The organism is Cohaesibacter haloalkalitolerans, from assembly GCF_003574655.1.
Taxonomy (GTDB): Bacteria; Pseudomonadota; Alphaproteobacteria; order Rhizobiales; family Cohaesibacteraceae; genus Cohaesibacter; species Cohaesibacter haloalkalitolerans.
On record NZ_QNUM01000001.1, the window covers coordinates 499,734 to 522,504 of the forward strand.

16 protein-coding genes are annotated in these 22,771 nt (G+C 56.3%); 11 read left to right on the top strand and 5 right to left on the bottom strand.

Features of this window, described 5'->3' with window-relative positions:
* The first annotated feature begins 19 nt into the window (after positions 1-19).
* The 3 genes from DSL70_RS02275 (at position 20) to lpdA (ending at position 5,763) form a co-directional block, all read left to right on the top strand.
* The gene (locus tag DSL70_RS02275; RefSeq protein WP_119306246.1) at positions 20-3,007 is read left to right on the top strand and encodes a 2-oxoglutarate dehydrogenase E1 component; all 2,988 of its coding nucleotides are present in this window, start codon (positions 20-22) and stop codon (positions 3,005-3,007) included.
* A 35-nt stretch (positions 3,008-3,042) separates the two neighbouring features.
* The gene (odhB, locus tag DSL70_RS02280) at positions 3,043-4,260 is read left to right on the top strand and encodes a 2-oxoglutarate dehydrogenase complex dihydrolipoyllysine-residue succinyltransferase (protein ID WP_119306247.1); all 1,218 of its coding nucleotides are present in this window, start codon (positions 3,043-3,045) and stop codon (positions 4,258-4,260) included.
* Between the two features lie 102 nt (positions 4,261-4,362).
* Entirely contained in the window at positions 4,363-5,763 is a 1,401-nt protein-coding gene (lpdA, locus tag DSL70_RS02285; protein ID WP_119306248.1) for a dihydrolipoyl dehydrogenase, read from the top strand.
* 127 nt (positions 5,764-5,890) lie between these two features.
* Here lpdA and DSL70_RS02290 read toward each other — a convergent pair whose 3' ends face one another.
* The 3 genes from DSL70_RS02290 to fsa all read right to left on the bottom strand — a co-directional run bounded on the left by DSL70_RS02290 (position 5,891) and on the right by fsa (position 8,413).
* Positions 5,891-6,301, bottom strand: a complete 411-nt coding sequence (locus DSL70_RS02290; protein ID WP_119306249.1) for a hypothetical protein — start codon at positions 6,299-6,301, stop codon at positions 5,891-5,893.
* Between the two features lie 230 nt (positions 6,302-6,531).
* Entirely contained in the window at positions 6,532-7,491 is a 960-nt protein-coding gene (locus DSL70_RS02295) for a tyrosine recombinase XerC (protein WP_119306593.1), read from the bottom strand.
* 268 nt (positions 7,492-7,759) lie between these two features.
* The gene (fsa, locus tag DSL70_RS02300) at positions 7,760-8,413 is read right to left on the bottom strand and encodes a fructose-6-phosphate aldolase (protein WP_119306250.1); all 654 of its coding nucleotides are present in this window, start codon (positions 8,411-8,413) and stop codon (positions 7,760-7,762) included.
* A gap of 164 nt (positions 8,414-8,577) precedes the next feature.
* On the opposite strand from fsa, the gene DSL70_RS02305 reads away from it, so the two are divergent.
* The 8 genes from DSL70_RS02305 to DSL70_RS22705 all read left to right on the top strand — a co-directional run bounded on the left by DSL70_RS02305 (position 8,578) and on the right by DSL70_RS22705 (position 20,976).
* Positions 8,578-10,794: a primosomal protein N' gene (locus tag DSL70_RS02305; RefSeq protein WP_280955328.1), complete on the top strand. Its 2,217-nt coding sequence runs from the start codon at positions 8,578-8,580 to the stop codon at positions 10,792-10,794.
* A gap of 254 nt (positions 10,795-11,048) precedes the next feature.
* Positions 11,049-11,609: a F0F1 ATP synthase subunit delta gene (locus DSL70_RS02310; RefSeq protein ID WP_162916327.1), complete on the top strand. Its 561-nt coding sequence runs from the start codon at positions 11,049-11,051 to the stop codon at positions 11,607-11,609.
* Entirely contained in the window at positions 11,609-13,138 is a 1,530-nt protein-coding gene (gene atpA / locus DSL70_RS02315; RefSeq protein ID WP_119306253.1) for a F0F1 ATP synthase subunit alpha, read from the top strand. Before DSL70_RS02310 ends, atpA begins: the two co-directional genes overlap by 1 nt.
* 29 nt (positions 13,139-13,167) lie before the next feature.
* On the top strand, positions 13,168-14,055 hold the full coding sequence (locus DSL70_RS02320) for a F0F1 ATP synthase subunit gamma (RefSeq protein ID WP_119306254.1): 888 nt from the start codon (positions 13,168-13,170) through the stop codon (positions 14,053-14,055).
* Between the two features lie 23 nt (positions 14,056-14,078).
* A complete protein-coding gene (atpD, locus tag DSL70_RS02325; protein ID WP_119306255.1) occupies positions 14,079-15,509 on the top strand; it encodes a F0F1 ATP synthase subunit beta in 1,431 nt (476 codons plus the stop codon).
* A gap of 39 nt (positions 15,510-15,548) precedes the next feature.
* On the top strand, positions 15,549-15,953 hold the full coding sequence (locus DSL70_RS02330) for a F0F1 ATP synthase subunit epsilon (RefSeq protein WP_119306256.1): 405 nt from the start codon (positions 15,549-15,551) through the stop codon (positions 15,951-15,953).
* Between the two features lie 519 nt (positions 15,954-16,472).
* Entirely contained in the window at positions 16,473-18,425 is a 1,953-nt protein-coding gene (locus DSL70_RS02335) for a methyl-accepting chemotaxis protein (protein ID WP_162916287.1), read from the top strand.
* A gap of 445 nt (positions 18,426-18,870) precedes the next feature.
* The gene (locus DSL70_RS22705; RefSeq protein WP_119306258.1) at positions 18,871-20,976 is read left to right on the top strand and encodes a methyl-accepting chemotaxis protein; all 2,106 of its coding nucleotides are present in this window, start codon (positions 18,871-18,873) and stop codon (positions 20,974-20,976) included.
* Positions 20,977-21,063: 87 nt separating this feature from the next.
* Here DSL70_RS22705 and DSL70_RS02345 read toward each other — a convergent pair whose 3' ends face one another.
* Entirely contained in the window at positions 21,064-21,567 is a 504-nt protein-coding gene (locus DSL70_RS02345; protein ID WP_119306259.1) for an RNA pyrophosphohydrolase, read from the bottom strand.
* 10 nt (positions 21,568-21,577) lie between these two features.
* Complete coding sequence (locus DSL70_RS02350; protein WP_119306260.1) at positions 21,578-22,720, bottom strand: divergent polysaccharide deacetylase family protein; 1,143 nt, start codon at positions 22,718-22,720, stop codon at positions 21,578-21,580.
* Positions 22,721-22,771: the final 51 nt, after the last annotated feature.

Sequence of the window (22,771 nt, forward strand, 5' to 3'; positions counted from 1 at the left end):
ATGTTCGGCGGTGGTGACGATGGCACGTCAGGACGCAAATGAAGCGTTCGCGTTATCTTCTTTCCTCTATGGGGGTAACGCGTCCTATATCGAAGATCTTTATGCCCGTTTTCAGGAAGATCCAACATCCGTTGCAGAAGAGTGGCGAGTCTTCTTCAGGGATCTGCAGGATAACAAGAACGATATTGTCGCAAACGCAAAGGGGGCTTCGTGGAAGCGCGCAGACTGGCCTCCCGCGACCAATGGTGAGTTGGTCTCGGCACTTGCTGGCGGCGATTTCGCTGTTGACGAGAAAAAACTGGGCGACAAGCTGAAAAGCAAGGCGCAGAGTCAGGGTGTGGAACTGACCGATGCTGCCGTCCAGCAGGCGACGCGGGATTCTGTCCGCGCCCTGATGATGATCCGCGCCTACCGCATGCGCGGGCATCTGCATGCCGATCTCGATCCGCTCAATCTGGCCGATGCGAAGGATCACGAAGAGCTGCATCCTTCGTCCTACGGCTTTACGGAAGCTGATTATTCTCGCAAGATTTTCATCGACCATGTTCTCGGGCTTGAGTTTGCAACCATCCCGGAAATGCTCGAAATTCTGCGCCGGACCTATTGCTCTACCCTTGGGGTGGAGTTCATGCATATTTCGGATCCGGCCGAGAAGTCCTGGATTCAGGAACGCATCGAAGGGCCGGACAAGCAGATCGCCTTCACCAACAATGGCAAGAAGGCCATTCTCTACAAGCTGGTGGAAGCAGAAGGCTTCGAGAAATTCCTCGACCTCAAATACACCGGCACCAAACGGTTTGGCCTTGATGGTGGCGAGTCTCTCATTCCCGCGCTGGAGCAGATCATCAAGCGTGGTGGCGCCATGGGCGTCAAGCAGATCGTATTTGGCATGGCCCACCGTGGCCGCCTCAACGTTCTCAGCCAGGTGATGGGCAAACCGCACCGCGCCATTTTCCATGAATTCAAGGGTGGCTCGATCACGCCGGATGACGTGGAAGGCTCGGGTGACGTGAAGTATCACCTTGGTGCTTCTTCGGACCGTGCGTTCGACGACAACAACGTGCATCTGTCGCTGACTGCAAACCCGTCGCATCTGGAAATCGTCAACCCGGTCGTTCTGGGCAAGGCGCGCGCCAAGCAGGATCAGCTGTCTGCTCACGATGGCAAGTTCATCGAGACCACTCAGGTGGATCGCACGTCGGTTCTGCCACTGCTCATCCATGGTGATGCCGCTTTTGCAGGGCAGGGCGTTGTGGCCGAGTGTTTCGGTCTTTCCGGCCTCAGAGGGCACCGGACCGGCGGGTCGATTCATTTCATCATCAACAACCAGATCGGCTTTACGACCTATCCGCGCTTCTCGCGGTCGTCGCCTTATCCGTCCGACCTTGCCAAGATGATCGAAGCTCCGATCTTCCACTGTAACGGGGATGATCCGGAATCCGTGGTGTTCGCCGCGAAGATCGCGACGGAGTTCCGTCAGCTGTTTGGCAAGCCGGTCGTGATCGACATGTTCTGCTATCGTCGCTTCGGTCATAACGAAGGCGACGAGCCGGCCTTTACCCAGCCGCTGATGTACAAGAAGATTCGTCAGCATCCGACGAGCCTGCAGCATTATGCCGACAAGCTGATTGCTGAAGGCGTGATCACCCAGGAAGACTTCGATCAGATGCGGGCTGACGTTCGCAAGATGCTTGATGACGAGTTCGAAGCTGGTCAGAGCTTCTCGCCGAACAAGGCCGACTGGTTCGACGGCAAGTGGTCCGGTCTGACGACCGCCAGCGCCGAAGATGATCGTCGGTCCGGCAATACGGGCGTCGATGTGGAAACCCTGCGCGAGATCGGCCACAAACTGACCACGGTTCCGGAAAGTTTCAACGTACATCGCACGGTGCAGCGCTTCCTTGATAACCGCGCCAAGATGATGGAAACCGGTGAGGGCATCGATTGGGCCACCGCCGAATCCCTCGCCTTTGCTACGCTGGTGCGTGAGGGGCATCCGGTTCGCCTGTCCGGTCAGGACAGTGAACGCGGCACCTTCTCCCAGCGCCACACGGTGCTGTATGACCAGCAGGACGAAAGCCGCTACATTCCGCTCAACCATGTTGCCGACGGGCAGAACCGCTATGAGGTCATCAACTCGATGCTCTCGGAAGAGGCTGTTCTCGGCTTTGAATATGGCTATTCGCTTGCGGAGCCGGGCGGCCTGACGATGTGGGAAGCCCAGTTTGGCGACTTTGCCAACGGGGCGCAGGTGGTCTTTGACCAGTTCCTCAGCTCGGCAGAACGCAAGTGGTTGCGTGCGTCCGGTCTGGTGGTTCTGCTGCCGCATGGCTATGAAGGGCAGGGTCCGGAACACAGTTCGGCCCGTCTGGAGCGCTATCTGCAGTCTTGCGCCGAGGATAACATCCAGGTGGCCAACTGCACCACACCAGCCAACTATTTCCATATTCTGCGCCGTCAGGTGAAACGCAGCTTCCGCAAGCCGCTGATCCTGATGACTCCGAAGAGCCTTCTGCGCCACAAGCGGGCTGTTTCCAATCTGGCCGAACTGGGCGCGGGCAGCACGTTCCATCGTGTGCTCTGGGATGATGCGGAAATCCGGCCCAACCAGGAAATCAAGCTGACCTCGGACGACAAGATCCGTCGCGTCATTTTGTGTACCGGCAAGGTTTATTACGATCTTTATGAAGAGCGCGAAAGACGCGGTATCAATGATGTCTACATCATGCGTGTCGAACAGCTCTATCCGTTCCCGGCAAAAACCCTGATCAAGGAGCTGAGCCGCTTCAAGCAGGCTGACGTGATCTGGTGTCAGGAAGAACCGAAGAACCAGGGTTCCTGGACCTTCATCGAGCCTTACATGGAATGGGTTCTCAATCAGATTGATGCGAGTGTCAAACGGCCGACCTACGCTGGGCGTCCGGCATCCGCAGCGACAGCGACCGGTCTTATGAGCCGACATCAGGCTCAGCTCAAGGCCTTCCTTGATGATGCGTTTGCCGAGTAACCGGCGACATAAATTGATAAATGTGAGATAACCAAATGGCTACGGAAATCAAAGTCCCTACACTGGGCGAATCAGTGACCGAAGCGACCATCGGTCAATGGTTCAAGGCAACCGGTGATGCGGTTCAGGCCGATGAGCCGCTCGTCGAGCTGGAAACCGACAAGGTAACCATCGAGGTGCCAGCTCCGGTCTCTGGCACTCTTGGCGATATTGTCGCCGCTGAAGGGGAAACGGTTGAAGTTGGTGCGCTTCTGGCCATGCTGCTGGAAGGCGAAGGGGCTGCTGCGGCGGCGCCGGCTCCAAAGAAGGAAACGGCTCCTGCTCCGGCGCCCGTTGCTGCTCCGGCTGCTCCGACCTCCATGCCTCCGGCACCGAGTGCTGCCAAGATGATGGCCGAGAAGAAGGTTGATCCTGCTTCTGTGGCTGGTTCCGGCGTGCGCGGTCAGGTCCTCAAGGGTGACGTGATCAATGCCATCGCTGCTGGTGCAACGGCTCCTGTCGGGGCTCAGCCTGCGCCGGTGGCCAACCGTCCGGCTTCTGCACCAGACGATGCTGCCCGTGAAGAGCGGGTTCGCATGACCAAGCTGCGCCAGACCATTGCCCGCCGCCTGAAAGATGCGCAGAGCACTGCTGCGATGCTGACCACGTTCAACGACGTGGACATGTCGGCCGTGATGGACATGCGCAAGCAGTACAAGGATCTGTTCGAGAAGAAACATGGCGTCCGTCTGGGCTTCATGGGCTTCTTTGCCAAGGCGATCTGCAAGGCTCTGGAAGAAATTCCCGCTGTCAACGCCGAGATCGATGGCACGGACATCATCTACAAGCATTTCGTTCATCTGGGCGTTGCCGTGGGGTCTCCGCGCGGTTTGGTCGTTCCGGTTGTCCGTGATGCCGACAAGATGTCGCTGGCGGAAATCGAGAAGGCCATTGCCGAATTCGGGCGTCGTGCCCGCGACGGTCAGCTGACCATCGAGGAAATGCAGGGTGGCACCTTCACCGTTTCCAACGGCGGTGTCTATGGCTCCATGATGTCAACGCCTATCCTCAATGCACCGCAGTCCGGTATTCTGGGCATGCACCGCATCGAGGACCGTCCGGTCGTCCGTAACGGTCAGATCGTGATCCGTCCGATGATGTATCTGGCCCTGTCCTATGACCATCGCATCGTTGATGGCAAGGAAGCGGTGACCTTCCTGGTTCGCGTCAAGGAGAGCCTTGAGGATCCTCAACGCCTCGTCATGGATATCTAATCCAGAGAATATTGCAAAACGGGGTCTTTGCGCCCCGTTTTTATTTACCTGTTTGGTTGCACAAACGCTCCATCTATCCAGCATTCTTCGGGAGTGAATGAAATGTCATACGATATGGTCGTGATCGGTACGGGTCCTGGCGGTTATGTCTGCGCGATTCGTGCCGCACAGCTGGGCATGAAGGTTGCCGTTGTCGAAAAACGCAGCACCCATGGTGGGACTTGCCTGAATGTTGGCTGTATTCCCTCCAAGGCCCTGCTGCACGCCTCGGAACTGTTCGAGGAAGCGGGTCATGATTTCGAAAACATGGGCATCAAGGTCGGCAAGCCGAGCCTCGATCTGAAAGCCATGATGGGCCACAAGGATGATGTGATCGCCAGCAATGTTGGCGGTGTCGACTTCCTGTTCAAGAAGAACAAGATCGATGTCTTCCACGGCGCAGGCAAAATTGTTGCTGCCGGCAAGGTCGAAGTGACCCCGGAAACCGGGGACGTCCAGACTGTTGAGGCCAAGGCGATCGTGATTGCCACCGGTTCGGACGTGGCACCACTGCCGGGCGTCGAGATTGACGAGAAGCATGTGGTTTCCTCTACCGGCGCGCTGGAACTGGACAAGGTCCCGGGCAAACTGGTTGTGGTCGGTGCCGGTGTCATCGGGCTTGAGCTTGGCTCGGTCTGGCGCCGTCTCGGCTCCGAAGTGACGGTTGTCGAGTTCCTCGACCGGATCCTGCCGGGCATGGATGGCGAAGTGGTCAAGAACGCCCAGCGCATCTTCAAGAAGCAGGGCTTCGACTTCAAGCTTGGCACAAAGGTGACGGGCGTTGAAAAGCACAAGAAGGGTGTCAAGGTCACGCTGGAACCTGCCAAGGGCGGGGAAGCCTCTGAGCTGGAAGCGGACATCGTGCTGGTGGCTATTGGCCGTCGTCCCTATACCGAAGGTCTGGGGCTGGCCGAAGTTGGCGTGGCGCTCGATGAGCGGGGCCGTGTGGCAACCGATGGTCATTTCAAGACCAGCGTTGACGGCATCTATGCCATCGGCGACGTGATTGCTGGCCCGATGCTGGCGCACAAGGCTGAAGACGACGGCGTGGCACTGGCTGAAATTCTGGCCGGTCAGGCGGGGCATGTGGACTATAATCTGGTGCCGGGTGTGGTCTACACCATGCCGGAGATCGCTGTCATCGGGAAGACCGAAGAGCAGCTCAAGGAAGCCGGTATCGACTATAATGTCGGCAAATTCCCCTTCACGGCCAATGGTCGCGCCAAGGCCCAGCGCCATACGGAAGGCTTCGTCAAGATCCTTGCGGACAAGACGACGGACAAGGTGCTCGGTGTTCACATGATCGGTGCCGGTGTCGGCGAAATGATCCACGAGGCATCGGTTCTGATGGCCTTCTCTGGCTCTGCAGAAGATCTGGCGCGGACAATCCATGCCCATCCGACGCTGTCTGAGGCGGTCAAGGAAGCGGCTCTGGCCGTCGACAAGCGCCCGATCCATATGTAGGATCTGGTCGATACTGACAAAAGACAGAGGCCGCCTCTTCGGGGAGCGGCCTTTTGTTTTGCCAATCTGGACTGACTGGATTGTTGTCAGCGTCGGAGTTTCATGCGGTCGTTAAAAGGCAAGGTGCCTATTTGCGCCAGAGCACGAAAGACCGCTGGGTGTTGGGCTTCTTGGGGTCGTGGAAGTCATCATAGACGACGGCGTCCATGCGTTTGCCGTTGATCGATACTGTTACGGTGCGGCGGGCAAAGAATGTGTTGTAGCTGACGGTCAGGCTGGTGGAACTGCTTTGATGGGCGATGGAACGTCCCCAGGTGCAGTCGCGGGGCGCACAGGCTGTGTAGGCCTTGACCTGAATGTGAGGAACCGTATGGGCGTTGCAGATCTCCTTGATCTCAAGCCGTGTGAGATCATAACGATCTCCTGCAAAGGGATTGTCCCACGTACCAAGAGTCTGCGAGTCAACGCATTTGCCTGCATGAGCCAGTGGCGTCATGAACAGGGTGAGCAGCGCGAACACTACGGCGCGATATACCATTCTATCCTCCGATATATCGTTTGAATGCCAACGTAAGTAATTACTCTAGGCTATGTGACACTTTATCTCAAGTATAACGCCAAAATGTTACGCGGTTGTTAAGACACATTACCATCAATTCTAATGAAAACGCATCTCGATTGTTGAATTTATTTAGATTTTCAGAGTTTTTGATTCGCGCAATCATCCTTGGTAAATGTGCTTATACCCTTCGATACTATCTATAATAGTTACGATCGCGGGTGTGCCTTCTGGTAGATGGACATAAGTTCGGACATTTCTACTTCGGTATAGGCCTGAGTGGTCGACAGGCTGGCGTGGCCAAGCAGCTCCTGAATTGTGCGCAAGTCGCCACCGTTGGCCAACAGATGCGTGGCAAAGGAATGGCGCAAGGCGTGTGGGGTGGCACTGTCCGGCAGCCCGAGAGCGCCTCGCATGGCGGCAATCGTCTTCTGGACAATGCGCGGGCTGAGCGGGCCGCCGCGGACGCCGCGAAACAGGCTGCTGTCCGGTTCCAGCTCGAACGGGCAAAGCGAAAGATAGTGCTGCAGGGATGACTGCACGATGGGCAGCACCGGCAGGCGGCGCTGTTTGCCGCCCTTGCCGGTTATGGTCATGGCGTCCTGTCCGGGCAGGGGGGCGGTTGATGGGGTGAGGGCGAGGGCTTCAGAAATGCGCAGGCCCACTGCGTAGAGCAGCAGCATGACGGCGCTGTCGCGCGCCGCAACCCAGGGCTCCATGGCGAGAGATTCGCCTGGGTCCACCAGCTGTGCGGCCTTTTCCATGCTGAGGGGTTTGGGCAGGGAGCGGGAATATTTCGGCGTCTGGATCGCGTTGAAGGGCGCGGTGGTCGCAAGCCCCTGTTCTTCCAGATAACGCACGAAGGAGCGGATGCCCGCCATGCCACGTGCCAGCGAGCGCGAGCCGGTGCCCTGTCGCCGGCGTTGGGCCATGAAAGCCCGAATGTCTGCGGGCCGAAGCTGCGGGAAATGGCCAAGGTCGGATACCTCGCCCATGTGCCGGGTGAGGAAGGAGAAGAACTGATCGAGATCGCGGTCATAGGCCTCCAGCGTGGCCTCAGAGAGGCGGCGCTCGTTGCCAAGGCTCTTGAGCCAGCCTTGCTGCTTCTGGCGCAGGGCGGGCGTTGCGATGATCAGGGGGGCATCATCCCCCGGCTGCAGTTTGGGCATGCGTGTTCCGGAGTGTTTGGTTTCAGGCGGCCGATGGGGGCTGTCCTTGCCATGCGCTGCAAGGCGGCGCGATGGCTTCTGGATGGGCGAAGCGTAATCCAGTTCGCCCGATCCGTCAAAAGGCACGGGATGGTGCAGGGCGCTTGCTCAAGGCCTTTCACAGCGGCGAATCAAAAACCCCGATACCGAAGGGTTCGGCATCGGGGTCGTGTTCTGCACAGGCGATCCGGCAGGCCGGACCCTGCCCGGATCGGGCCTGAAGGCTGGCCTAGAGGATGGACTGGCCGGTGGTTGCCCAGTCTTTCATGAAGGCTTCGAGGCCCTTGTCGGTCAGGGCATGGTTGACCAGACCCTTGATGACGGACGGCGGGATCGTTGCAACGTCGGCACCGGCAAGGGCGCATTCCTTGACATGGTTGGCGTTGCGGATGGACGCAGCCAGAATTTCTGTTTCGAAACCGTAGTTGTCATAGATGGTGCGGATGTCCTCGATCAGTTCCATGCCATCGATGTTGAGGTCGTCGAGACGGCCAATGAATGGAGAAATGAAGGTTGCACCGGCCTTTGCAGCCAGAAGCGCCTGGTTGGCAGAGAAGCAGAGGGTCACGTTGACCATGTGGCCATTGTCGGTCAAGGCCTTGCAGGTCTTCAGGCCGTCGATGGTCAGGGGAACCTTGATGGCAATGTTGTTTGCAATCTTGAGCAGTTCCTTGGCTTCAGCCATCATCTGGCTGTGTTCCAGCGCGGTCACTTCAGCAGAAACAGGGCCGTCGGTGATTTCGCAGATTTCAGCGATGACTTCCTTGAAATCGCGGCCGGATTTGACGATCAGCGACGGGTTGGTGGTCACACCGTCGATCAGGCCCGTGGATGCCAGTTCGCGGATATCTTTGGTTTCGGCAGTATCGACGAAGAATTTCATTGTCTTTCGTGCTCCGTTTCCGTTAGCCATGTGAGCGCGACAACCGGTTTGGAAATCGCGGCCGGGGTACGATATGTTCATTAAACCATAGTTCGGGGGTCGTCAGCCCGCATCTAAGGTGAAGTCAACTTATTTGCATCCTTGATGAAGGAAAAGGGATCATCTTGTCGTCAACGAGCCAAATTGTGTCAGTTCTTGTCCCGGTCTATGTGGATAGCTGTTACAGCTACCGGGTGCCCGCTGATTCGCCCTCGCTGTTTGATGACGACGCGGCGACGCGGTTTGCTGACAGGCTGGTGCCGGGGCAGGTGGTCCGGGTGCCGCTGGGGCCGCGCTCCGTGCTGGGGGTGGTCTGGGATGATCCAAGCGAATTTTCCGACGAAGCCCGCCTCAAGGATGTTGAGGCGGTCTATCCGGATGTCTGCCTGTCCGACGACTTCCGCAAGTTCGTGGACTGGATTGCCCAATATACGCTGGCGCAGCGGGGCATGGTGTTGCGTATGGTGCTGCGCGGCGAAGAGGCTCTGTTGCCGCCAAGGGCGGTGTCTGCGCTGCGTCTGACAGGCACGCCGCCCGAACGCCTGACGAAGGCGCGGGAGCGGGTTCTGGAGGTGATGGAAGGCGGCTTGGCCGAGACCAAGGCAGCCATCGCCGAGCGGGCAGGCGTCTCGGCGTCGGTGATTGACGGTCTGGTGAAGGGCGGCACACTGTCGCCGTGCGAATTGCCGCCACCGGCCCTCATGGCGGCTCCGCAGGCCGATTTTGCGCCGCCAGATCTCAATGCGATACAGGCCGCAGCAGCCGATGAGATCCGTCAGATCGTCGCGGCGCGCGGCTTTGAAACCGTGCTGCTGGACGGGGTGACCGGATCGGGCAAGACCGAGGTCTATTTCGAGGCGGTGGCCGAGGCCTTGCGGCAGGAACGGCAGGTGCTGATTCTGGTCCCCGAAATTGCTCTGACGGATGCCTTTCTGACCCGTTTTGAAAGCCGGTTCGGTGTGCGGCCGGGGGAATGGCACTCCGGGCAGGCGCAACGCTACAAGAATCTGGTCTGGCGCGGGGTGGCCACCGGCGAGGTGCAGGTGGTCGTGGGCGCGCGGTCGTCGCTGATGCTGCCGTTCGGGAATCTTGGCCTTATCGTGGTGGACGAAGAGCATGACGGTGCCTACAAGCAGGAGGACCGCGTCATCTACAATGCGCGGGACATGTCGGTGGTGCGGGGCCACCTTTCCGGCTTTCCCGTCATTCTGGCCAGTGCGACCCCGTCGGTTGAAAGCCGCAACAACGCCGATCAGGGGCGTTATCGCCATATTCGGCTACCAAGTCGCTATGGTGGCCAGTCGATGCCGGACATTTCCCTGATAGACATGCGGGTCAATCCGCCCGAAAAGGGCAGTTGGCTGTCGCCGATTCTGATTGATGCCGTTAATGAAACGATCGAGGCGGGACAGCAGAGCCTGTTGTTCCTTAACCGGCGCGGCTATGCGCCGCTGACTCTATGTCGCACCTGCGGGCATCGGTTCCAGTGCCCGAACTGTTCCACATGGCTGGTTGAACACCGGTTCCGCAAGCAACTGGTCTGCCATCACTGCGGACATTCGGAGCCGGTTCCGCCGACCTGTCCCCATTGTGGCGATGAACACAGCCTTGTTGCCTGCGGCCCGGGCGTTGAGCGAATTGCCGAAGAGGCGGCCAGTCGCTGGCCGGATCGCAGAATCGTCATCCTGTCGAGCGACCTTATCCACGGGGTGCAGCAATTGCGGGCCGAACTGGAGCTTATCTCGTCCGGTCAGGCAGATATTGTCATCGGCACGCAGCTGGTGGCCAAGGGGCACAACTTCCCGGCGATGACGCTGGTTGGCGTCATCGATGCGGACCTCGGGCTGGCCCATGGCGACCTTCGGGCTGGCGAAAAGGTGTTCCAGACTCTGGCGCAGGTGACCGGCCGTGCTGGCCGCATACAGGGGCAGGGACGCGGTCTGCTGCAGAGCTATGTTCCGGACCATCCGGTCATTGCTGCGCTTGCGAAAGGGGAGCGGGAAGAGTTTTACACATATGAGTTGGACCAACGTCGTAAGGCAGGTATGCCGCCTTTCGGGCGACTGGCGGCGGTGATTCTGTCTTCCGAGCATCGCGAGGCTGCGCTGGCCTATGGGCGCGAGATGGTGCGAGCCGTTCCGCATGAGGAGGGCGTGCGGGTTCTTGGGCCTGCGGAAGCACCGATTTCCGTGCTCAGGGGGCGTTTCCGCTTCCGGTTGCTGGTGACCGCGCCACGGGCTTTTCCGCTGTCCCAGTGGATGCGCAGCTGGTTGGCGCAAAGTCCCAAAATCGCAGGGTCACTACGTATGCAGGTCGATATTGATCCGGTTTCCTTCATGTGATCTTATTGCTTCTGCGAAGAGATGAAGCTGTGTAGAACGCGGTCACAAGTCCGTAATAGCGATACGGTTTACGACTTATGGCTCTAACCGCAATGTTGCGCATGCTCATTCCATGTGCTAGACGAGCTAGCGGTTTCAGGGATTTACCTCCCCGGACAGATGAGACGAACTCCCAAGGGAGATAAGGGCTTTAGCTGGCTCATGTTTTCGCATAACAGGTTGGGAGCATTCTCCAAATGTCAGAGAGCAACCAGGTGACAGATACTAATTCAGAAGTTTCAGGAGTGGCCGAACGTTACGCTCGCGCGTTGTTTGATCTCGCTCTCGAAGAAAAGGCAATTGATGCGGCAGAAGCTGATCTGGCGCGTATTGAAGCCATTATGGATGAAAGTGAAGACTTCATGCGGCTTGTCAAAAGCCCCGTCTTCACTGCTGAAGAGCAATTGGCTGCAGTTTCAGCACTTTTGGACAAGATCGGAATGTCTGGCATTGTCGGGAATTTTGTTCGTGTCGTTGCTCAGAACCGCCGGCTGTTTTCCCTGCCGGGTATAATCAAAGCTTTTCGCAAGATCCTTTCCGTCCATCGCGGTGAGCAAGTGGCAGAAGTCACGTCCGCTCAACCTTTGGGTGATGACGACCTGGCTGCGCTCAAGGCGTCGCTCAAGGAAGCATTGGGCAAGGATATTGCAATTCATGCCAAGGTCGATGCAGATATTCTGGGTGGCCTTGTAGTAAAAGTAGGCTCACGGATGATTGACTCATCTGTGCGCACAAAACTCAACTCGCTCAAGATTGCACTGAAAGAGGTCGGCTGATGGATATTCGGGCCGCGGAAATTTCCGCAATCCTCAAGGAGCAGATCAAAAACTTCGGTACTGACGCTCATGTCTCCGAAGTTGGTCAGGTTCTGTCTGTTGGTGACGGTATCGCCCGCATCTATGGTCTGGATAATGTTCAGGCCGGTGAGATGGTGGAATTCCCTGGTGGAATGCGCGGTATGGCGCTCAACCTTGAAATGGACAACGTCGGCGTCGTGCTGTTTGGCGATGACCGTGGCGTTAAGGAAGGCGATGTGGTCAAACGGACCGGCGCCATCGTTGACGTACCTGTCGGCAAGGGCCTTCTGGGCCGTGTCGTTGATCCGCTTGGAAACCCAATTGATGGTAAAGGCCCGATCGAGGCCACTGAACGCCGTCGTGTGGACGTGAAGGCGCCGGGTATCATCCCGCGCAAATCCGTGCACGAACCAATGCAGACGGGTCTGAAAGCCGTTGACGCGCTTATTCCGATTGGACGTGGCCAGCGTGAGCTGATCATTGGCGACCGTCAGACCGGTAAGACCGCGATTGCGCTTGATGCCATTCTGAACCAGAAATCGATCAACGAAACCGGTTCGGAAAGCGAAAAGCTCTACTGCGTTTATGTGGCCGTTGGTCAGAAACGCTCCACCGTTGCCCAGTTCGTGAAAACGCTGGAAGAAAACGGTGCGCTTGAATATTCCATCATCGTCGCTGCTACCGCGTCCGATCCTGCTCCGATGCAGTATCTGGCTCCGTTTGCCGGCTGTGCGATGGGTGAATTCTTCCGCGATAATGGCATGCACTCCCTTCTGGTCTATGATGATCTGACCAAGCAGGCTGTTGCCTATCGCCAGATGTCCCTGCTGCTTCGCCGCCCGCCAGGACGTGAAGCTTATCCGGGTGACGTGTTCTACCTGCATTCCCGCCTTCTGGAGCGCGCTGCGAAGCTGAACGAAGACAACGGGTCCGGTTCCATGACGGCTCTGCCGGTCATCGAAACCCAGGCCAACGACGTGTCTGCGTTCATTCCGACCAACGTGATTTCCATTACCGACGGTCAGATCTTCCTGGAAACCGACCTGTTCTATCAGGGTGTCCGCCCTGCCGTGAACGTTGGTCTGTCGGTGTCCCGCGTGGGATCGTCGGCCCAGATCAAGGCCATGAAGCAGGTTGCCGGTCCGATTAAGGGTGAATTGGCCCAGTATCGTGAAATGGCTGCGTTCGCGCAGTTCGGCTCCGACCTTGATGCTACCACCCAGCGTTTGCTGAACCGTGGTGCCCGTTTGACCGAGCTTCTGAAACAGCCGCAGTTCTCGCCACTCAAGGTGGAAGAACAGGTCGCTGTGATCTACGCCGGTGTGAACGGTTATCTGGACACCATCGCAGTCAATCAGGTTCATGCGTTTGAACAAGGTCTGCTTTCCGTGATGCGCAACGAGCACAAGGACGTGCTGGATGCCATTCGCGAAAAGAAGGCTCTGGATGACGAAATTACAACCAAACTGAAGGCGGCGGTCGACGGTTTTGCAAAGAACTTTGCTTAACTTCCGGCTGACGGGGAACGGAGGCTATCATGCCAAGCCTTAAGGACCTCAAGAATCGTATCGCCTCGGTTAAGGCGACTCAGAAGATCACCAAAGCCATGCAGATGGTGGCGGCCGCAAAACTCCGTCGCGCACAGTCCGCGGCGGAAAATGCGCGGCCTTATGCCGAGCGTATGGGTGAGGTGCTGGCCAACGTTGCTGCCCGGTGTTCGATGGATGAATCGACACCGAAGCTGCTCGCTGGAACCGGCTCCGATGAGACCCATCTGTTGCTGGTCTGCACGGCTGAACGTGGTCTCTGTGGTGGCTTCAACTCTTCTATCGCGCGCCAGGCGCGCGATAAGGCCCGGGCTCTCAAGGCTGCGGGCAAGACAGTCAAGATGATCTGCGTCGGAAGCAAGGGGTTTGACGCACTCAAGAGCGAATTCGGCAAGGATATCATCGAAGTCGTTGATATGCGCGATTTGAAGACCATTCACTTCTCTGACGCCGAAGTCCGCATCGGTCGCCCGATCTTGAACAAGTTCGAGAAAGGCGAGTTTGATGTCTGCACGCTCTTCTATGCCCAGTTCCAGTCTGTGGTGACACAGGTGCCGACTGCGCAGCAGATCATTCCGGCTGTTTTTGAAGGGAAAGAGAGCGACGGGTCTCACGCATCTGGTGCAGTCTATGACTATGAACCGGATGAAGAAGAAATCCTTCTGGATCTTCTGCCAAGAAACGTATCGGTGCAAATCTACCATGCGCTTCTTGAAAACGGTGCTTCTGAGCAGGGCGCACGCATGTCCGCAATGGATAACGCAACGCGCAATGCTGGCGATATGATTGGCAAGTTGGAATTGTCATACAACCGTCAGCGCCAGGCACAGATCACAGGTGAATTGATTGAAATCATCTCGGGTGCTGAGGCGCTCTGACGGCGATTGATGAGGACAGACGAATGGCAGCAAATGAAGCAGCTACCGGACGTATCACGCAGGTTATCGGCGCTGTTGTGGACGTCCAGTTCGAGGGTGAACTTCCACCGATCTTGAACGCACTTGTAACGGATAACAACGGCCAGCGCCTCATTCTCGAGGTTGCCTTGCACATGGGCGAAAATACCGTTCGCACCATTGCCATGGACAGCACCGAGGGTCTGGTTCGCGGTCAGTCCGTCTCCGATACCGGCAAGGCAATTGCCGTACCGGTTGGTGACGCGATGCTGGGCCGAATCATCAACGTTGTTGGCGAACCTGTTGACGAAGCCGGCCCGCTTGGCACCACGTTGACCCGCGAAATCCATCAGCCAGCGCCTTCCTTCGTGGAACAGTCCACCGAAGGCGAGATTCTGGAAACGGGCATCAAGGTTGTTGACCTGCTTGCACCATACGCCAAGGGCGGCAAGATCGGCCTGTTCGGCGGTGCCGGTGTTGGCAAGACGGTTCTTATCATGGAACTGATCAACAACATCGCCAAGGCCCATGGTGGCTACTCGGTGTTTGCCGGTGTGGGTGAGCGTACCCGCGAGGGTAACGACCTCTACTGGGAAATGATCGAATCCGGTGTGAACAAGGAAGGCGGCGGTGCCGGTTCCAAATGCGCGCTGGTGTATGGCCAGATGAACGAGCCTCCCGGAGCCCGTGCCCGCGTGGCACTGTCCGGTCTGACGGTTGCGGAACACTTCCGTGATGAAGGTCAGGACGTTCTGTTCTTCGTGGACAACATCTTCCGCTTCACACAGGCTGGTTCCGAGGTGTCTGCGCTTCTGGGTCGTATTCCTTCGGCAGTGGGCTATCAGCCAACGCTGGCAACCGACATGGGTGCGCTTCAGGAACGTATTACCACCACGACCAAGGGCTCGATTACGTCCGTGCAGGCCATTTACGTGCCGGCCGACGACTTGACCGACCCAGCTCCGGCAACGTCCTTTGCCCACCTTGACGCAACGACGGTGCTGAACCGTGCGATCTCTGAAAAGGGCATTTATCCGGCTGTGGATCCGCTTGACTCCACCTCCCGTATGCTTGATCCACGTATCATCGGTGAGGAGCACTATCAGGTGGCTCGTCAGGTGCAGGAAATTCTGCAGCGTTACAAGGCTCTGCAGGACATCATCGCCATTCTCGGCATGGATGAGCTTTCTGAAGACGACAAGATGGCCGTGGCCCGCGCCCGCAAGATCGAGCGTTTCCTCAGCCAGCCATTCCATGTGGCCGAAGTGTTTACCGGTTCTCCGGGCAAGCTGGTGTCTCTGGAAGATACGGTGAAGAGCTTCAAGGGCCTCGTTAACGGTGAATATGACCACCTTCCGGAAGCAGCCTTCTACATGGTTGGTTCCATCGACGAAGCCATCGAGAAAGCTCAGAAACTCGCAGCAGACGCCGCTTAAGCGGCGTCTTTCCGGCGGGGAAGGAAGTAGGTATTCATCATGGCTCAAGCTTTTGGTTTTGAACTCGTGTCGCCTGAAAGACTGGTTCTGTCCGAATCCTGTGTGTCTGTTCTGGTTCCGGGTTCTGACGGTTACTTTACTGTGCTGGACAAGCATGCTCCGTTGATTTCCACGATCGCTCCGGGAATTCTGGAAGCGGAACTGGAAGATGGCAGCAAGCGCGATATCTACGTTCGCGGTGGCTTTGCCGATGTCAGTGATAGCGGGCTCAAGATTCTTGTCGAGCAGGCGCTTCCTGTCGAAGAGCTGGACCACGAAAAAATGGCTCAGCTGATTAAGGATGCGGAAGAAGATGTTGCTGATGCAGAGACGGACGATCAGCGAAACGAAGCAACGCTGAGGCTTGCTCGTTTGCAGAAGATCAAGGTTGCGGTATCGCAATAGAGCTGGTTTCAATCGATTGAATGAAGGGTCGCAAGTAATTGAACTTGCGGCCCTTTTCTTTTGGAATTATTGCGACTCAGTACCATGTGGGAATGCGTAGTTTTGGCAGGGTAACTATTGTCAGGGCTGATCTCTGTGTGCAGGTTATCTACTTAATATTGCTAATAATTTGTGGAAAAATTTTTACCTGTCACTTTTTACCATGCTCTCTCGTAACTGCCGGTGTGATCAGCGATTTTTCTATTAGTAGTAATGCTTCCCATTACTTCCGATATTTAGCATCTATTCAAAATTAATTATATGTTAATCATAAAATTCTGATCCTTTTGTACGAGGTGGTCTTTATCACGGCGTGAAGGGGCACGCTCCAGAAGGATAATACAGATGTCAATAAGCCAAGAAGCATTCTACGCGAACGGGGGAAGTCAACCAGCTCCGAGTTCGTTTAAGCAAGCACCACGGGGATTGAAGCGCCTGAAGATTGGTCACCGCATTGTCATTGGATTCATGATGGTTCTGATGATACTTGCGGGGCTCGCCTTCACAGCCATTCAGGGGTTGCGGCAGCTGGATGCCAATTTCGCGCACTATGGTGATCTCTCCGGGGATGCGATCATCGCTAAGCAGCTCCAGACCCAACTGCTCAATATCCAGTTGGCGGCGAGAGAATACATGTCTTCATCGACGGACAAGAATGCAGAGCGGTTCGAAAACCGTTATTCAACATTGCTCGGCATAATGGAAACCGCTCACGATGAAATTCAGCAATTTGATCGAGTTGCCCTCTTGAAGCAGATTGACCAGAATCTTGGCCACTACAAGCAGGGCTTCGAACGCCTTGTTGAACTGATGACGCTTAGAAACAAGCTGGTCTATGACACCCTTGCGTCTATTGGTACCGACATCAATCAGCGCATCGATCAGGTCGACCGGATCATCGCCTCCTCTGGCAATGCCTCTTTGAACCAATATGCTGGCAAGATCCGAGAGAACATGCTGCTGGCTCGCTTGAGCCTGATGAAATTTGTTGATGACAACCGGGCTGAGACGATTGCTGAAACCTTCACATATCTGGAGGATTTGAACGTTGCGGACAACAAGCTGCGCAGCAGCATGATTTCCAGTGAACTAGCGGGCGAGTTAACCGGACTGTCGCGGCGGATTGCCGACTATTCGCGCGAAATCGAGACGCTGCGCAATACAATCGAGGAACGAAACAAACTGCAGGTGCAGACGTTGGACCAGCGATCAACGGAAATTCTTTCTGCCGCGGAAGAGATTGCGTCTACGGTTGCCAGCGATACCTCGGATCTCGAAAAGGCGGTAATGGACAATTTTACCAACACCAACACTCTGTTGCTGATCGCCAGCGCAGTGGCTGTTGCCATTGGTCTTGGTTGCGCACTTGTCATTTCGCGGGGCATCACAAAGCCTGTAGTAACCCTGACGGGTGTGATGAAGGATCTGGCCAACGAAAACCTGTCTGTCGATGTTCCTGGCAAGGAGCGGGGTGACGAGCTTGGCGAAATGGCATCTGCTGTTGAAGTCTTCAAGCAAAATGCGATCCGGACCAAGGAGCTTGAGACAGAGCAGATCGAACATCAGAAACGCACAGAGCTTGAGAAGCGCGAGATGATGGGGAAAATGGCCGATGATTTCAACGATCACATTGGCAGCATCATCGATACCGTATCTTCAGCATCCGAAGAGCTGAGCTCCAGTGCCAAATCCATGTCTGATGTTTCTGATCAGACAGAGCGACAGGTGGCTGAAGCTTCTGCAGCTTCTGCCCAGACTTCGGGTAACGTGCAGACGGTTGCAACTGCGACCGAGGAAATGACGAGCACGATTGGTGAAATCAGCGTTCAGGTTCAGCAGGCTTCCCAATCGGCACGGGAAGCAGTCTCGAAGGTGGATGCCACCAACCAGATGATGGAACTGCTGGCATCAAACTCCAACAAGATTGGCGAAGTGGTCGAGATGATTTCTCAGATCGCGGAACAGACCAATCTGCTCGCGCTCAATGCCACCATAGAATCGGCCCGAGCCGGGGAGGCAGGCAAGGGGTTCGCAGTTGTTGCTGGTGAGGTCAAGGCACTGGCGGGCCAGACGGCCAAGGCGACCGACGAGATTGCCCAGCAGATCAACGAGATTCAGGCCGCAACTGAAAAGGCCTCTGTCTCGATGCAGGATGTCAGTCAGGTGATCCAGCGGCTTGATGAGTTCACGGCAGCAATCGCCTCGGCCATGGAGCAGCAGAATGCTGCCACTGGTGAGATCTCAAACAGCATTCATCAGGCAGCGCAGGGCACGGAGATCGTCGACAACTCCATTGCGTCGGTCTCAAGGGCTTCACAGGAAGCAGCGACTGCTTCGTCCCATGTAATGAAGGCTGCCAGTGAGTTGGCCAAGCAATCGGATTTCCTCAAGACTGAAGTACAACGTTTCATTGACCATGTGCGAGAGGGGTAGTCCCTGATTGCAAGCTACATCGAAGAGGCTGCGCCGCACAAAGCGCAGCCTTTTTTTGTTTCAGGGAAATTTCTCTTGGGTCCGAATCAACGTCAACTTAAAGGAAGAAATAATATTAAATATATATTTATAGAATAACTTACTAATTTGATATATTTACATGGTTGGATCCAGATTGAAAAATTAATTATTTCGGTTTGCTTGATAATAATTCTAGTCATTTTGGGCAGTAATGGTTTTAACCGAAAGAATAGTTATTGTATTTTAGTGCTCAAAATTCATTTTTAACAAAATATCAATAAAAATTAACGTTTATATTCAGATCTTTACTTGAATGTAATTTTCAATTCAGAGATCATTAATGCTTTGTTAACCATGCCTAACAAATCCTTGGGTTGTTACACAACTCATTTCATCCAGAAGTGTTCATTCCGGGGAGCAAGGCATGTCGGAACAATTCGTTGGAGGGGCTTATCAATTCGGCTCACCGAAAGAGGTGTCGCCATATCCAGGGCAACGGTCTCCATCGCGGTTGGTCAGTCTGAGGATCGGGACGCGGATCTATTCCGGCTTTGCGATTGTTCTGTGCTTGCTGGCTGGCCTGGCGATCTATGGAACGCTCCAACTTTCGGGGTTGGAAGATCGTGTGATCTTCTACGGTGACAAGGCAGGGGACGCACTGCTGGTTGAAGAAATGCAGAAAGCGATTGTCGATGTGCAGTTGGCCGCGAGAGAATATGTCGGCACGGTAACCCCGGATGCCTCCAAGGCCTCTGAACGCGAGTATAATACCTCTTTCGACATCATGCAGGGGCTGATGGTTACGGCGCGAGGTGAGCTTCAGAAGCCCGACCGTGTTGCCATGCTCAACAAAATCGAAAGCAGTCTTGATACCTACAATGCGGGTTTCACTGAAATCACCAAGTTGAAAGAGCAATCGCACCACCTGCTCTATGACATTCTCGCGCCAATTGGCGACATTATCACCGGCGCCTTGTCCGAAGTCCATGACGCAGCCTATTCGAACAGTCAGCTGCCCCTTCTTTCCAAGGTGGGGGAAGCACAGGAGAGCCTGCTTTTGGCACGATTGTCAGTGATGAAGGTCTGGGCAGATGGAACCAAAGAAGCGGCTTCCAAGGTGGAGCAGAATCTGGGTGACCTGGAAAATCAGCTGATCCAGATGCGTGGGGCCGGTCTGGGTGACCAGCTTCAGTTCAAGCTGGAAATGGCCATCAAGAATGCCGCGCTCTATCATTCCTCGTTTCAGAAACTGTTCGATGCGCTTGAAGAAAAGGAACGCATCCGCGCCGAGACCCTCGACGACCGTGCCTCGGAGATCATGAAAACGGCAAGCGCCATTACCGCGTCTGCCAAGGCCGAGGAAGCCGCGACCCGGCAGCAGGTCAATCAGCAGATTGATGGCTTAAGGGTGATGATCATGACTGTTGGCGTGCTGGCGGTCGCTGCAGGGTTGATTGGCGCTTTCTTCATTGCTCGCGGCATCACAAAGCCGGTGCTCGCGCTGACGTCGATCATGGGACGCCTCGCCCATAATGATCTGGAAGTGCAGGTGACTGGCACCGAACGGGGGGATGAACTTGGGGCCATGGCTTTGGCGGTTGAGGTCTTCAAGCAGAACGCCCTTCGGGCGCGGGCACTCGAGGCCGAGCAGGAAGAACAGAAGCGGCGTGCCGAGGAAGAGAAGCGGCAGATGATGCTTGCCATGGCCGACGAATTCGATACCCATGTCGGGATCATCGTGCAGACCGTATCTGCTGCGTCGACGGAGTTGAATTCAAGTGCGAAGTCCATGGCTGATGTCTCGGAGCGGACAGAAAAACAGGTGACGCAGGCTTCCGCTGCTTCGCAACAGACCTCTGGTAATGTTCAGACTGTTGCCTCTGCGACTGAGGAGATGACCAGCACGATTGGCGAGATCAGCGAACAGGTGTTGCAGGCCTCCAAATGTGCCCGTGACGCAGCCGGCAAGGTGACGCGGACCACCCATCAGATGGCGATGCTGGCGGAAACATCGTCCAAGATCGGCAAGGTGGTGGAAATGATCTCCAGCATTGCCGAGCAGACCAACCTGTTGGCGCTTAATGCCACCATCGAATCCGCCCGTGCCGGAGAGGCGGGCAGGGGCTTTGCCGTGGTGGCGGGCGAGGTGAAGGCGCTTGCCGGGCAGACGGCGAAGGCAACCGAGGAAATTGCCAATCAGATCGGTGAAATCCAGAGTGCGTCCAGGGAGGCGTCTGCCTCAATGGATGAGGTCTCCCATGTCATCCAGAGTCTGGACGAGATTTCAGCGGCCATTGCCTCGGCGATGGAGGAGCAGAATGCCGCAACCAAGGAAATTTCGGGCAGCATCTTCCATGCGGCTCAGGGCACCGAGGTGGTGAACGAAAATATCGAGCAGGTCTCGAGAGCTTCGCAGGAAGCGGCTGCAGCCTCGACACAGGTCATGGGGGCTGCTGTGGAGTTGGCCAAACAGTCGGACATGCTGAAAATCGAAGTCGACAAATTCATCTATCAAATTCGTAACGGCTAGCTGGTGAGCGAGCAACGATAACAAAAGTTCCCCGAACTCTCAGGAGGTCACATCCGGTGACCTCCTTTTTATTGGTGGAGAATTGGGTCAGTCAGCCAGATCGGAGAAGGCATCCAGAACGGACAGGTAGACCTGACGTTTGAACGGCACGATCAGGTCGGGTGTCCTGTCAAGGCTTTCCCAACGCCAGCCTTCGAACTCCTGCGGGTGCGCGCCACCGCCCGGATTGATCACCTCGATCTCGGATTCCTCTCCCTTGAAGCGGAAAGCGAACCATCTCTGCCGCTGGCCGCGATATTTTCCGATCTTGCCAGCCTTGACGACATGATCGGGGAAATCATAGTGCAGCCACTGGGGGGCTTCCCTGATGAGGCTGACGCTCTTGATGGAGGTTTCCTCATAGAGTTCGCGCAGCGCAGCTTCCAGAGGCTCCTCGCCCTTGTCTATGCCGCCTTGTGGCATTTGCCAGGTATAGTGGCTGTCTTCCAGTTCCGAGGCGCCGAGCCGATTGCCGATCCAGACCTTGTTGTCCTTGTTGAATACGCAGATGCCGACGCAATCGCGATACGGCAGGTTTTCTTTCTCAGCCATCGGGGATGCCTTATTGCTTCAGGAGAGTGGTAACCGGAACCAGCGCAAAGCCGCGTTGACGCAGGGACTGGGTCCAGTCCGAAATGGATCTGATGGAGGTGGGGAAGGCTGAGGCGACACCAAGCGCCATGCCGCCTTCCTGAGCGATGGATTCCAGCTGGACAAGGCGGGTTTCGATGTCGGACGGGCGGCCTCGGAAATCGATCACGAGGTCCGAACGCAGGTTCGGAATGCCCATCTTGTCCGCCGTGATGTTGAGGCGACTGCGGCCGGAGGAGCCGTTTTCGACATAGAGGAGGCCCCGGCTTTTCAACTCGCTTAGGAACTCCGAGCCAGCCAGTTCATCTGACGAAAAGCGGGCACCCATGTAGTTGATGGCACCGACATACTGTTCGAAACGACCAAGCACCCACAGCAGGTTGGCCTTGTTCGCCTCGGGGTTGGCAGAGGTTAGCAGTGTGTGCGGGCCGGGATCATTGTTGGGATAGTCAAACGGTTCCATTGGAACCTGAATCAGCAGTTCATGCCCCTGACTGCGGGCGCGGGTGGTCCAGCGTGACAGGCTGTTGCCATAGGGGGCGAAAGCCAGGGTGATATCGGGCGGCAACAGGGTGAGGGCTTCTTCCGTGGTGGTCTGGGAAAGACCAAGGCCGTCGATGATGATGGCGATCTTGGGTAGACCGGCGATGGCGTCCGTGTTCACCGGGCGGGCAAAGGCCTGATAGGCGGCCGTGCCATTTGCATCGGCTGACGTATTGAGGCTCGGATCGGCCGGATCCAGCACCCGGATTTCTCCGCCTGCATCATTGCCCGGATTGCTATTGAGATCATTGCTTTGCGGTATGGCGTTGGCCAGCTCGGAAGAGGCGCCTTGCTTCTGATCGTCTGGCATGGCGGTTTCCGGGATGCCCGGTTTGATGCCGGGGCGGATGGCGGCAACGCCAATGCGGGAGTTGGGGTCAACGGTTGCGTTGAGGTCAACCTCGCTGGTGGGCAGGCCACCGTCCGGATTGTCGGCAAGAAAGATGAAGGAAGACAAACCGATTACGATGGATGCAAGCAAGGCCAGCGAGCCGAACATGAATATCCGGCTGAAGCCTGCTGCTTCCTTCTTGTCCTGGCCCAAAGGCTTGCTCAGATCACTCGCCGCCATGATCCGTCTCCCCGACAGAGGGTCAAGGTGGGCTTTTCAGCCCACCCTTTC

Excerpts from the sequence above, each read along its gene's own strand:
- DSL70_RS02345 (WP_119306259.1), bottom strand. The coding sequence starts at position 21,567 with ATGGCTGAGAAAGAAAACCTGCCGTATCGCGATTGCGTCGGCATCTGC.
- DSL70_RS02320 (WP_119306254.1), top strand. The coding sequence starts at position 13,168 with ATGCCAAGCCTTAAGGACCTCAAGAATCGTATCGCCTCGGTTAAGGCG.
- lpdA (WP_119306248.1), top strand. The coding sequence starts at position 4,363 with ATGTCATACGATATGGTCGTGATCGGTACGGGTCCTGGCGGTTATGTC.
- DSL70_RS02330 (WP_119306256.1), top strand. The coding sequence starts at position 15,549 with ATGGCTCAAGCTTTTGGTTTTGAACTCGTGTCGCCTGAAAGACTGGTT.
- atpD (WP_119306255.1), top strand. The coding sequence starts at position 14,079 with ATGGCAGCAAATGAAGCAGCTACCGGACGTATCACGCAGGTTATCGGC.
- DSL70_RS02275 (WP_119306246.1), top strand. The coding sequence starts at position 20 with ATGGCACGTCAGGACGCAAATGAAGCGTTCGCGTTATCTTCTTTCCTC.
- DSL70_RS02335 (WP_162916287.1), top strand. The coding sequence starts at position 16,473 with ATGATACTTGCGGGGCTCGCCTTCACAGCCATTCAGGGGTTGCGGCAG.
- odhB (WP_119306247.1), top strand. The coding sequence starts at position 3,043 with ATGGCTACGGAAATCAAAGTCCCTACACTGGGCGAATCAGTGACCGAA.
- DSL70_RS22705 (WP_119306258.1), top strand. The coding sequence starts at position 18,871 with ATGTCGGAACAATTCGTTGGAGGGGCTTATCAATTCGGCTCACCGAAA.
- atpA (WP_119306253.1), top strand. The coding sequence starts at position 11,609 with ATGGATATTCGGGCCGCGGAAATTTCCGCAATCCTCAAGGAGCAGATC.
- DSL70_RS02350 (WP_119306260.1), bottom strand. The coding sequence starts at position 22,720 with ATGGCGGCGAGTGATCTGAGCAAGCCTTTGGGCCAGGACAAGAAGGAA.
- fsa (WP_119306250.1), bottom strand. The coding sequence starts at position 8,413 with ATGAAATTCTTCGTCGATACTGCCGAAACCAAAGATATCCGCGAACTG.
- DSL70_RS02295 (WP_119306593.1), bottom strand. The coding sequence starts at position 7,491 with ATGCCCAAACTGCAGCCGGGGGATGATGCCCCCCTGATCATCGCAACG.
- DSL70_RS02290 (WP_119306249.1), bottom strand. The coding sequence starts at position 6,301 with ATGGTATATCGCGCCGTAGTGTTCGCGCTGCTCACCCTGTTCATGACG.